Origin of the sequence: Vibrio diazotrophicus, assembly GCF_038452265.1 — a bacterium.
Taxonomy (GTDB): Bacteria; Pseudomonadota; Gammaproteobacteria; order Enterobacterales; family Vibrionaceae; genus Vibrio; species Vibrio diazotrophicus.
Genome location: NZ_CP151842.1, coordinates 691081 through 703974, shown reverse-complemented (window position 1 = coordinate 703974; position 12894 = coordinate 691081). Strand labels below are relative to the sequence as shown.

The window sequence follows — 12894 nt, the reverse complement described above, 5'->3', positions numbered from 1 at the left end:
GGAAAAGTGTCCAGATAGCTTCAAATATAAATCAAGAGTATGACGCTTTTCGCTTCAAATAGTTCTCTTGGTAATGAACATTGCATCACCGTAACTAAAGAAACGGTATTGTTCTTTCACAGCATGCTCATAGGCCGCCATAGTATGTTCATAGCTTGCGAATGCACTTACTAACATAATTAGCGTTGATTCAGGTAGATGGAAATTGGTAATCAAACAATCCACTAACTGATATTGATAACCTGGGAAAATAAAAATCTCAGTGTCACCAAAGAAAGGAACCAACTCAGTACCTTTGCTTAAAGCATCTTGCGCAGCACTTTCTAAAGAACGTACAGACGTTGTGCCTACGGCAATAATACGACCGCCACGAGCTTTGGTTGCAGCAATCGCATCCACCACTTCTTGAGGTACTTCCACGTATTCTGCGTGCATGTGGTGATCGTTGATATTGTCTACACGAACAGGTTGGAATGTCCCAGCCCCTACATGCAAAGTGACATAAGCAAACTCAACACCTTTAGCTTTGATTTGCTCAAGCAGTGTTTCATCAAAATGCAGACCTGCCGTTGGCGCAGCTACCGCGCCTGGCTTCTGGTTATAAACCGTTTGGTAACGTTCTTTATCTGCATCTTCATCTGGTCGATCGATGTAAGGTGGCAATGGCATATGACCGATGTCATTTAAAATTTCCAATACGGCTTTTTCGTCCGTAAAGCGAATTTCAAACAGCGCATCATGACGCGCAACCATCACTGCATGGTATTCATCATTTTCACCCAAATACAATTCTGTATTCGGCTTTGGTGGCTTAGAAGAGCGAACATGAGCAAGAATCGTGTGCTCATCAAGCATACGCTCAACCAATACTTCGAGTTTGCCCCCCGAGGCTTTACGGCCAAACATACGAGCAGGAATAACACGGGTATTGTTAAACACTAAAAGATCACCCGGTTCTACCAGGTCGAGCACATTTTTAAAGGTGCTATCGGTTAATGCACCAGTATTACCGTTCAACTGCAGCAAACGGCTGGCTGTACGGTCTGCTTTTGGGTAACGAGCGATCAGCTCGTCTGGAAGTTCAAAATGAAAATCTGAAACTTGCATGACTGTATATTCGTTCTCTTCAGGGTTTAGCGATGAATCTTTTCGCGGCGCGGTAGTATATACCTAAGCCACATCAAGATACAGGATTGTGCACCACTAACCGCCAATGAATCAGCAATAGTTTGTAATCAACGATGAATTCGCTCAATTCGAGATAAAAGTGGTCAAGCTCTCAGATATTTGTCCGCAGAAAAACTATGCTTTAAACAAGAACCAACGCGTTATTACAAGCCTGAAGAGATAGGAGTTGGATATGATTAAAGTCGAAGACATGATGACTCGTAATCCACACACATTACTGCGTTCAAACACACTCTCTGATGCCAAACACATGATGGAAGCGTTAGATATTCGACACATTCCTATTGTCGATGCAAATAAAAGGTTACTTGGTGTAGTAACACAAAGAGACATACTGGCCGCACAAGAATCGAGTCTGCAAAAAACCTCAAGCACCACTTCGTATACGGACGACTCTCCGCTTTATGAAATCATGCATACACAAGTGATGTCTGTTTCTCCGCAAGCAGGGCTAAAAGAAAGTGCCATGTACATGCAGAAACACAAAGTGGGCTGCCTGCCTGTCCTCGCTAAAGGAGAACTAGTCGGAATTATTACCGATAGCGACTTTGTCTCCATTGCAGTGAGTCTTCTTGAGTTGCAAGAAGAAGTAGAACCTGAAGAAATTGAAGATGATCTATAACGATCTTTTCGTTTAATCAGCCCCTTTCTCATCATTTATGAAAGGTTAATATTCAATAATATTAACCTTTACTTCTCTGCCTTACCTTACAAACCCCAGCCCTTGTCAGACAGTTCCCTTCACAGATGTAGGATTGTTTTTTTTTGACCTGTGGTTATGTCACACAAAACAAATTTATCTATATAAAACAAAATATTATAACACTTACTCAACTATTGGCATTTTTGGATGATAGTGATTAGTTGTATAAAATTTGGCTAATTCCGTTTGTCCACATAGAAGAAACACATGCTTAATAGAATCACCAAGGTATCGTATAAAATATACTTAATCATTGCCTTTACGACGCTTTCAACTCTGATCATTTCAGGGGTTGCAGCGTTTGCGATCAAAAACATTCAATCTGATTTCAATGATTTCAGACAAGTAAACCAAAACGCCATTCAAGCAAGTAACGTTCAAGAACACATGCTAACGGCACGCATTCGAGCTTTGACTTTCCGCGCTAGCGGCGACGATAAAAGCTTCAACGATGCAGTTAACGAACTCAAGGCAACGGAAAGCATTATTCAAACTGAGATCGCTAACAGCATTTATCCGCAGCAGGTGACACTTCTTACTGGCATGAAAAATAGTGTCAATCAGTACGAAGCTGAACTGAATGAAGTAAAAAATTTAATGCAGCGCAGAAATGAACTTGTGCGCGCGAACCAGTCTGTGACCGAAGAGCTACAACAGCATATCAGTCAACTTCGTAACAACAGCGCAAGCATCAATATGGACCTTTTTGAAAGTGTGATTGAAACGGAATATCAATTTACCATCGCGCTGCAACACGCTACTAACTTCCTCGTTGACAACGATGAGAAAGACTTTGAACTTTACCAAAGTGCATTTGGTCAACTACAAAAAATGATGGTCGAATTTGATAAATCATATCCTGAATACCGCAATGGCACCGTCATTAAACAAGTGGATGAATTTAACCGAAATATCAAAGAGATATTTTCAATCATTAGTCAACGTAATGAAATTTGGTATGTAAACCTAGCTAATTTAGGCAACCAAATCACAAATAATATCGTAGACATTAAGCAGAGCTCATTTAAGAGCCAAACGAAATTAGCACAACAAGTCTCAGACCTAGCGGACAATGCGGTAATGGCCGTCATCATGGCTTTAGTGATTTCAATACCGCTGGTTATGCTCATTTGCCAATGGGTCACTCGCAGTATCACAGGTCCAATCAATACGACCAAAGCTATTATCGAACGCATGGCAAATGGTGAGTTACACGCTAACCACACTGTCGAGGGTGCTGATGAAGTAGCACAAATGCGCCATTCACTAGGTCAGATGGAACAAAAATTCTACAGCACCGTAGAAGAGATCACGCAAAACTGTGAAATGCTGGCTTCGGCTTCAGAGCAGCTATCGGCTATCAACCACGAAGTTCTGCAAAGTTCGATGACACAGCAACAAGAGACCGACCAAGTTGCTACAGCGATGAACGAAATGTCTGCTGCCATTAACGAAGTAGCCATTGGTGCCAACACAGCCTCTCAAGAAGCAGAATCTGCAACAGAAGAAGCAAACAAAGGCATGGCAGTCATGTCATCATCTATGGAGAAAATTAGCTCTCTTGCTCAACAAATGGGCGATCTGAGCACGGAGATCTCAACATTACGTACTGGGACAGAGGAAGTGGGTGATGTTATGAACGTGATTCAAAACATCGCTGAGCAAACAAACTTACTGGCACTTAACGCAGCGATTGAAGCAGCTCGTGCGGGTGAACAAGGTCGTGGTTTTGCCGTGGTGGCTGATGAAGTTCGTCAGTTAGCGCAGCAAACACAAAAAGCGGTAGAGAAGATTGAAGGTCAAATTACTACCCTTCAGAACAACACTTCTCAAGTTGTAGAGTCGATCAATGCTAGTCAAACAATGCTTGAAGAGACGGTGACACAGTCTGCATCGGCTAACGTGGCCTTTTCAACGATTACCGATAGCGTCGCTCAAACCAACAATCTAAACACTCAGATTGCTACAGCGACAGAAGAACAAAGCACTACAGCAGAGATGATCAGTGAAAGTATCACCGTTGTTCGTGACAAAGTAGACCAAACAGTCAACATGGTTTCAGACAGCAACCAAGCTTCACAAGAGCTGGCTAAAATGTCAGTAACATTGGCTGAGCTGATGCGATTCTTCAAGCTGAAGTAATTCTCAAATCGATAAAAGCAAGCAGCTGGATTTTAATCCGGCTGTTTGTTTTTCTGCCGAAGTCGTCATGTTTCTCTTAATCCGTATCTGCGTTACAACCTTATGAAATTAAAAAAGTACAAATCTATTTCAGGCATAACTTCCTATTCGATGTCACTCATTTTTGCTCTGTGCACTGTGATCAGCCTTTTTTCAGCACTTATTTTTATCTCTCTAGATAAAGATGCAGAAATTATTAATCTCTCTGGTTCTTTACGAATGCAAAGCTATCGTCTTGCTTATGACATCACAACAAACAACTCAGAGAACAAACTCAAGTACATAGAGAAATATGACTCAGTATTGTATTCAGACGCCCTAAAATCTGTAACAGACTGGCACTCGACTGACGAGATCAAGACACACTATTTTCAAGTTGTTAGACATTGGGAAAGCATCAAAGAAAAGCTGCTCACACAAAGAGAGCAAGAAGTTTTGCCTATCATTCCAAGTTTTGTCGATATCATTGATGAACTGGTGTGTAACATCCAAGTTCATTCAGAAAACAAACTTCACTATTTAATCTGGGCAAGCTGTGTCGGTGTACTACTCGTCGGGCTAATCGTGACTTACTTTGTTCATTACATTAACCATAAGGTCGTTAGTCCAATCGTTCAATTATCTAATGCGAGCCAAGACATACGTCAGGGTAACTTCGATATTACGCTTGATTACCACCTCAATAATGAAATTGGTCTGCTGTCTTCCACTTTTCATCGTATGGCGGAAAAAATGGGACATATCTATTCAGGGTTGGAGCAATCACTTAGCCAAAACAATCAAGCCTTGGAGCTGGCAGTAGAAGAAAACGTGTTGCTCTCCAAGCTCTCGATTATTCTGCTCAACTCTGAGCCACACCAAAACAAGCTAGAATCAGCTATCAGCCTGATTAAGGATTTGGATGCGGTCTCATTTATAACATTGGAATGGAAAAACGCAGACACAGGAGAGTCAATCGCAGTGTCACAAGGAACCAAGAATAGCGAACTACTCTATACCCTTCCGCTGACGTATAAAAATGCCATTGTAGGAACGCTAAGCTGCCAGAGTGAATACAAGCTATCACTGCTAGAAACTGTTGCTCCTATTTTTGCCAAGTACCTGCATTCATTCAGCAAATAAGGGAACCTAAAGCTGTCACTTCAACTCAATACGCTGAGATCGAGCTACAAAAAAGCTGCCTTGTTAGGCAGCTTTTCAGGGTAAATAGAAAGTATTTAGCTAGAGCGAGATAGCTGATATTTGTCTCGGTATAAGCTTTCATCTGCTCGTAAAATGGCAGCTTCAATACTCTCAAACTCTTGTTTTTCAGTCACACCCGTAGCCACTGACACCCGCATACTCGTTGGTTCAATAACAGACGAACGGACTTCACTTTTCAGTTGTTCAGCGAGTGCTTCAGCAGTTTCAATGTCACAATCTGGCAATACGACAATGAATTCATCGCCACCGTTTCGAACCAGATATCCATCATAAGCAAATACGGTTTTCATCGAGTCCGCAATATGTTTGATCGCTTTATCTCCAATCGCATGGCCAAACAAATCGTTAATTTTCTTTATTTTGTTGCCGTCAATAGCAATAACACTGGTTTTCTTATTTGATGTTGCAAAAATGAATTCGTCTTCTTTGAATATTTTACGGTTGTACAAGCCAGTCAGTTCGTCTTCATTTGCTGAAATAAGCACTTTCTTAAGCAGATTACGGCTATAGCGGGAATCGTCCCATTTCCAGTAAACAAAGAAAGCACAAACAAAGAGAATCGCCCATAGCCAGAAAAATTCAATGGCAATATTCGATGATGAGAGTTTATAAATGATCCGACTTCGATTATCAGTGATGTGTTCACGGGTATAAGTACGGCCAAAGTTAATATTCATATGCTCAAATATGGTACTTTTAAAGCTGTTGTTTTTTTCTGTTCTAAACGTTAAACCATGATCCCAAGACACCGGGATGTGAAGATCGACAACAAAGTCACCAACGATTTTTTTGGTGGAAAAGTCTCTTACCGGTGACGACATAGACATAATGTAAGCACCTGACAATAAGTCTTTATACACAGGGGAGACAATGACTCTATCGATCAATTGAAATGGCCGAGCATATATCGAGCACGTTTCGGTTATGCTACAACGTTCAATACCGAAAAGTTCTTCTGAAATTGGAAAGTCAGGGAGCAGTTCATGAGTAAAAATCTTCTTTCCTTCATAAGAACGAAAGTACATAAATACATCTTTGGAATCGAATAGCGAAGGAACATACTTATTGCTGAGCTGCATGACTCGGATGATGGTGCGCTCATTTTCTGTCAGCTCTTCATGCCCTTCAACGGCATAACTGTAAACTTCATACTCCTCAAGATTTGAATCATTGATTAGCACAGGTAACTGACGCTCAGTTTCAGCCAGCAGCCCAAGAAGAATCATTTTCTGTTTTTTGATTTCTAACGTTTTTACGATGGAATCAACATGGGTGAATTTCCCGTTTACCAGTCTTTCCATATTGAAAGATATAATGGCGTAGAACAGAGAAGTGCTAACAAGAAGAGCAACAACTGAGATTTTAAAGTAGCGCATCATGGATGTGTAGTGAGCCACTTAGTGCTGATGAACATCAAAAAGACTGAGAGCTTCAATTGGCATTGGTCTACCCGTCAAATATCCCTGACAGACATCCACACCCAGACTCTGCATTAGCTTCCAAGTGGCGTCATCTTCAACCCCTTCAGATACGAGATTGATATGTAAACTTTTAGAAAGTGTACACATGCTGCGTATGATCGACTGCTTTGTTGCATCGATCAGACAGCCGAATACGAAATTCTTATCGATTTTAATTTCAGTAAATGGCAAATGAGAGAGCTTGAGATAAGACGAGCTACCAGTACCAAAGTCATCAATTGAGATACCCACACCATATAAGCGCATGCGCGTTACATTGGTGATCATTTCAATCGATTCGTTGTAGATATCCTGCTCTGTCAGCTCAAGCGTTATCAGACTAGGATCAACCGCGTGATGAGCGCATTGCTCCAACAGGTAATCGGCAAAACTTGAAATCTCAAGATCTTGCTGCGTGACGTTGATTGCCACACGACATTGAATTCGATTTTCAGAAAGATCCGACAACACATTATCGAGAACAACTTTGAACAAGTGATACTCCATTCCTCCGTCATGCACATCGGGATAAAGATATCGGGAAAAATCATACCTTTGCTCGGGTGAACCCAACGAGCAAGCGCTTCTAGCCCAACAATCTTGCCGGTGGTGTAGTCTAACTGTGGCTGATAGTAGTTTTTAAACTGACCTTGTTGTAGAGCATTAACCAACTCTTCCATATCAACCGATTTTAGTTTCTGTTTAATCGCAGTTTTCTTGATGATGGCTTCTTTTTGAAACATCTCTTCCAAAACAGAATCCAAAACAGGCTTCTTCAGTTCATAAACATTGGAAAAACCAAGTTTCTTACTCATGTACGTTAATGAGGAAACGATAGAGCTTTCGACACTACTGGTAATAGCCAAAGCACCTTGATAACCAAGATTATCTAGATGACGAATCAAACTGATGCCATCCATTTCGGGCATCATTATGTCACTAAATATAATGTCAAACTGATGTTCAGAAACAGCACGCAACGCTTCCTGACCACTGTTACAGGCCATAAGATTGGTGATGCCGAATTTTGTTAATTGGCGTTCCATTACACTTAATTGTATTGGGTTGTCATCGACAATTAAGGCTGCGAGTTCTTTCATTGGTATCAATTTACTTTCTACAACGTGAATGTTAACAAATTTACGTAGCCTCCCTTAACCGAAGGCTTTGTAAAGTACAGACGAACTTTGGGATTGTTTATGTAGCTAGAGGGAAAGTCAAACAATGGGCATTTTAGATTTTTTTATAACTTTATGAATTTTATAAAGTTATGACATTCTTAAAAATAATACAAAATAATAAAAGAAATTTCCTACGCCCTACTTCTAACATTGACGACGAAATATATTTCTATTTGTAACTATTTTGCCAATAAAAAAGAGCGACCGAAGCCGCTCAAAGTTCATGCACAGAAAAAGTTATTATCAATGGTTTTTAAAACTGGTCTTCTTCAGTGGAACCAGTAAGGGCAGTAACCGATGAATTTCCGCCTTGGATAGTGTTGGTCATCTTATCGAAATAGCCTGTTCCCACTTCTTGCTGGTGAGCAACAAAGGTGTAGCCTTTTTCAGCCGCAGCAAACTCAGGACGTTGAACCATTTCAACATAGTGACGCATACCTTCACCTTGAGCGTAAGCGTGTGCTAACTCAAACATGTTGAACCACATGTTATGAATGCCTGCTAATGTAATGAACTGGTATTTGTACCCCATATCAGAAAGTTCTTGCTGGAACTTAGCAATGGTTTCTTGATCAAGGTTTTTCTCCCAGTTAAATGAAGGCGAACAGTTATAGGCCAGCAGTTGATCTGGGTACTCTGCCAGAATCGCTTCAGCAAACTTACGCGCTTCATCCAGATCCGGTTTCGCGGTTTCACACCAAACAAGGTCGGCATAAGGCGCATACGCTAAGCCACGAGCAATCGCTTGATCAATACCAGCACGTACACGATAGAAACCTTCGCTGGTTCTCTCGCCAACAATGAAGTCTGCATCGTATGGGTCGCAATCCGAAGTAAGCAGATCTGCCGCATTCGCATCAGTTCGTGCAATAACCAGAGTGGTAGTACCCGCTACGTCAGCCGCTAAACGTGCTGCAACCAATTTTTGTACGGCTTCTTGAGTAGGAACCAATACCTTACCGCCCATGTGACCACATTTTTTCACTGATGCAAGTTGGTCTTCAAAGTGAACCCCTGCCGCACCCGCTTCAATCATAGACTTCATCAATTCATAAGCATTGAGTACGCCACCAAAACCGGCTTCCGCATCGGCAACTATCGGTAGGAAGTAATCAACGCCTTCTTCTGGTGTTACACCATTTGACCATTGAATCTGGTCCGCACGGCGGAAAGAGTTATTGATTCGCTTAACCACGCTCGGTACTGAGTCTACAGGGTAAAGTGATTGGTCTGGATACATTGTTGATGCCGTGTTGTTATCAGCAGCAACCTGCCAGCCTGATAGGTAAATCGCTTCAATACCCGCTTTTGCTTGCTGTACAGCCTGACCGCCGGTTAACGCACCTAAACAGTTCACATAACCTTTCTTGGCACTGCCATTAACCAGTGACCACAGTTTTTCTGCACCACGTTGTGCAATCGTATTTGCTGGAGTAATTGAACCACGCAGGTTCACTACTTCTTCAGCGGTATAAGTGCGTTTTACGTTGTTCCAACGAGGATTCGTTGCCCAATCTTTTTCTAACGCTTCAATTTGTTGGCGGCGTGTCAGTGTCATAATCTATCCCTCTTGATATGAGCGTCCTTTCGCAATCAGTAATGCATTCGCTGATTTTGATCTGACTATTTTTGTTTCACGTTAATGTTGTTATTGGTTATAAAGTTTTGCTTAATCTAAATATTCGTAACCCGGTACGGTTAAGAAATTGGTCAGTTCATCACTGGTGGTCAGTTTCTCCATCAGCTTAGCGGCTTCGCTAAATCTGCCAGAGTTAAAACGTTCTTCACCCAGTTCTGATTTCACTACTTCAATTTCTTCGGCAAGATACTGACGGAACAGCTCTTTGGTTACGGTCTGACCGTTATCCAGCGACTTTCCGTGTTGTATCCACTGCCAAATTGATGTGCGCGAGATTTCTGCAGTTGCGGCATCTTCCATCAGTCCGTAAATCGGTACACAGCCATTGCCGGAGATCCAAGCTTCGATGTATTGCAGCGCAACGCGAATGTTGTGTCTCATCCCCTCTTCACTTCTTACACCTTCACATGGCGCTAATAGTTCTTCGGCGGTGATAGGCGCATCAGACATACGGCTGATGTCGAGCTGATTACTGCGTTGACCAAGTACTTGGTTGAAAACATCCATTGCAGTGTCGGCAAGCCCAGGGTGAGCAACCCACGTACCATCATGACCGTTATTCGCTTCTAACAATTTGTCATTGCGAATCTTGTCCTGAACCTGTGCATTCACTTGTGGGTCTTTGGCTGGAATGAATGCCGCCATACCTCCCATCGCAAATGCTCCACGCTTGTGACAGGTATAAATCAGTAAGCGCGAGTAAGCGTTGAGGAATGGTTTATCCATCGTCACAACTTGGCGGTCAGGCAGTACACGGTCAGCATGTTTTTTCAGTGTTTTGATATAACTGAAGATGTAATCCCATCGACCGCAGTTGAGGCCAACAATGTGTTCTTTCAGTGCAAACAGAATTTCATCCATCTGGAAAACTGCAGGCAGTGTTTCAATCAGTACCGTGGCTTTGATGGTGCCGGTTTCTAACCCAAAGTAGTCTTCGGTGAAATGGAAAACATCACTCCACCATTTCGCCTCTTGATACGCTTGCAGTTTTGGCAGGTAGAAATAAGGGCCACTGCCTTTTTTCAACAGAGCTTTGTAGTTATTGAAGAAATACAAAGCGAAATCTAACAACGCTCCCGGAATAATCTGTCCGTCAAACGTGACATGTTTTTCACGTAGATGCAGACCTCGAACGCGACAAATTAATACTGCTGGGTCTTCCTTGAGTTGATAGTTTTTACCGTTGTCTGGGTTGGTATAACTGATGGTGCCATTCACTGCGTCTCGCAAGTTGATTTGACCATCCAAAACCTTATCCCAAGCTGGAGACATTGAGTCTTCGAAGTCAGCCATGAATACTTTTACGTTTGCATTCAGTGCATTGATCACCATTTTGCGATCGGTTGGCCCCGTAATTTCAACGCGGCGATCCTGAAGATCATTCGGAATGCCGAGGATTTTCCAGCTTCCTTCGCGAATATCTTTGGTTTCACTCAGGAAGTCCGGCAACTGACCGTTATCGATTGTTTGCTGCTTACGTTCACGCTCTGCAAGTAACTCATCGACTCTTACTGCATATCGAACACACAGTTCCGATAAGAAAGCTTGCGCTTCAATAGGAAAAATCGCTTCGTGCTCTGAGTTGAGCTCTCCAGTAATTTTTAATCGGGAACAAAAACTAGCATCTCTCTCGAGAGCGATATTCGAATCTGACGTTTGAGCGAACATATCTTCTTCCTTTTTATTCAAAATTTCATTTGTAACTTTAAAACTACAAATTGAATTTTAATTTGTTGAGCCTTCCTTGCTTTCCATGTCTATACAATCCCTCAAATAACATCAGACTTCAACGTATTTAAGACTAGACATAGGTCTACAAAACCTAAACAAACACTAACTTACAAAGGGGTTCAGTAAAAGCCAAAAAATACATATCGGCGAAATTCAAAGTTTTGTTCGGTTGATATTTTAGGCACTCTGCAAGTAAGAAAAATGTAATTAATTACGTAATATAATTACAATAAAAATCGAAGTGTAAAATCGCTTTAAACAACAGCAAAGTCGCTTTGAAAATCAAAGAGTATAGAAGTGGTGGTAGCTTAGACGGAAAAAACGTTTTTTCTTTAAACACCGAGCAAGACAAAAACTGTAAAATTAACTTTGTGAATTTTTACAATTTTATGAAAGCTTCATAATTTTTAGTCTTGTGAAATTTCACAGAAAAAGCGATTCAAAAAGTATAAAAAACTAAAAAACGCACCATTTCCAGTGCGTTTTAACTATAAGATGATCGTCTATATTTGTGAACCAATTGAAGTTTCTTCTCAGCAGAGAGCGAATAAGGCGTTCAAAGTCTGTTAAAAGCAGAAACCTCAACTGGGAGGATATACGACTAATCGCTACAACATCTCTGAAAGCAAATCCGCAAGGTGGTTAAAAGTATGACTGCGAGACGAACTTGGACGCCATATTAATCCGATCTCCCGATAAGCTTGCTGTCCTGGAGGATCGATGACCACAAGATTCTGGTTCTCTAGAAGACCGTGTTCAATCGCCATCTGTGGGATAAACGTCGTCCCCAATCCATTCGCAACCATCTGTACCAAGGTATGTAAACTCGTTGCTGTGAATGGGTTAATCTTCTCTTTCTCCGTTAACTTACAGGCAGAAACGGCGTGTTCCGTTAAACAGTGTTCGTTCTCTAACAAGAATACAGACTCATCAGGTAAGTCTGCGTATTTGATGGGAACACGAATAGCATCAGCTTGATTACGGCTGATCACCATACGAAAAGCATCTCGACCGACAATACGACTTTCCAGATTCCCAATATCCATCGGTAGAGCGAGGATCAGGACATCTAACTCTCCATTCCGCAAACTCTGAAGCAGGTTTGTGGTGGTATCTTCGCGTAATAAGAGATGCAACTTCGGATAGCGTAAGTTTACCTCTTGCACCAAATCCACCAGCAGAAACGGTGCTATTGTCGGGATACAGCCCAATCTCAGTTGCCCTTCCATCGCATCGGTTTGACACAGTTTACCGACTTCGACTAAATCCTGTCCTTTAGCGAGCAACTCTCGCCCTCTTTTTACTACTTGCTCTCCGGCAAGCGTAAAAACCAGCGGGCTTTTTTTATCTTTCTTTTCATACAGCGGGCAACCAATTAACTCTTCAAGGTTTTGAATGCCTTTGCTCAAGGTAGATTGACTCACAAAACAACGTAATGCCGCCTCGCTGAAGTGGCGGGTTTCATGCAGTGTCACTAAGTAATAAAGCTGCTTTAAGCTGGGCCATTTATTCATAGTAATTATTATCTTTGAGGTATTTCGGTTCAGTGATTTATGATTTGGGCTATTATCGCTTTTTTCGATTAAGTTAATCTATTTAATTCGCTTT

Annotated in this window: 8 protein-coding genes and 1 pseudogene; 3 read left to right on the top strand and 6 right to left on the bottom strand. The window is 41.7% G+C overall.

All coding sequences use genetic code 11. The features are described 5' to 3' along the window. Window positions 1-54: 54 nt before the first annotated feature. Entirely contained in the window at window positions 55-1107 is a 1053-nt protein-coding gene (queA, locus tag AAGA51_RS03185) for a tRNA preQ1(34) S-adenosylmethionine ribosyltransferase-isomerase QueA (RefSeq protein WP_042489643.1), read from the bottom strand. Between the two features lie 253 nt (window positions 1108-1360). Between queA and AAGA51_RS03180 the strand changes: the two genes are divergently transcribed. From AAGA51_RS03180 to AAGA51_RS03170, 3 genes are all read left to right on the top strand, one after another. Beyond that, window positions 1361-1810, top strand: a complete 450-nt coding sequence (locus AAGA51_RS03180; protein WP_042489641.1) for a CBS domain-containing protein — start codon at window positions 1361-1363, stop codon at window positions 1808-1810. 288 nt (window positions 1811-2098) lie between these two features. Further along, window positions 2099-4033: a methyl-accepting chemotaxis protein gene (locus tag AAGA51_RS03175; RefSeq protein ID WP_042489638.1), complete on the top strand. Its 1935-nt coding sequence runs from the start codon at window positions 2099-2101 to the stop codon at window positions 4031-4033. Window positions 4034-4135: 102 nt separating this feature from the next. Further along, on the top strand, window positions 4136-5194 hold the full coding sequence (locus AAGA51_RS03170) for a type IV pili methyl-accepting chemotaxis transducer N-terminal domain-containing protein (protein ID WP_081878776.1): 1059 nt from the start codon (window positions 4136-4138) through the stop codon (window positions 5192-5194). A 95-nt stretch (window positions 5195-5289) separates the two neighbouring features. On the opposite strand, the gene AAGA51_RS03165 is transcribed toward AAGA51_RS03170, so the two are convergent. The 5 genes and pseudogenes from AAGA51_RS03165 to AAGA51_RS03145 all read right to left on the bottom strand — a co-directional run bounded on the left by AAGA51_RS03165 (window position 5290) and on the right by AAGA51_RS03145 (window position 12800). Then, a complete protein-coding gene (locus tag AAGA51_RS03165) occupies window positions 5290-6672 on the bottom strand; it encodes a GGDEF domain-containing protein (protein WP_156102086.1) in 1383 nt (460 codons plus the stop codon). Next, window positions 6673-7781, bottom strand: a pseudogene (locus AAGA51_RS03160) (EAL domain-containing protein). It lies immediately after the preceding gene. A gap of 388 nt (window positions 7782-8169) precedes the next feature. Further along, the gene (gene aceA / locus AAGA51_RS03155; RefSeq protein WP_042489629.1) at window positions 8170-9474 is read right to left on the bottom strand and encodes an isocitrate lyase; all 1305 of its coding nucleotides are present in this window, start codon (window positions 9472-9474) and stop codon (window positions 8170-8172) included. Between the two features lie 111 nt (window positions 9475-9585). After that, window positions 9586-11223 (bottom strand): malate synthase A, encoded by a 1638-nt coding sequence (aceB, locus tag AAGA51_RS03150; protein ID WP_042489627.1) that lies wholly within the window; start codon window positions 11221-11223, stop codon window positions 9586-9588. Between the two features lie 671 nt (window positions 11224-11894). Continuing rightward, the gene (locus AAGA51_RS03145; RefSeq protein ID WP_042489624.1) at window positions 11895-12800 is read right to left on the bottom strand and encodes a hydrogen peroxide-inducible genes activator; all 906 of its coding nucleotides are present in this window, start codon (window positions 12798-12800) and stop codon (window positions 11895-11897) included. Window positions 12801-12894 lie beyond the last annotated feature (94 nt).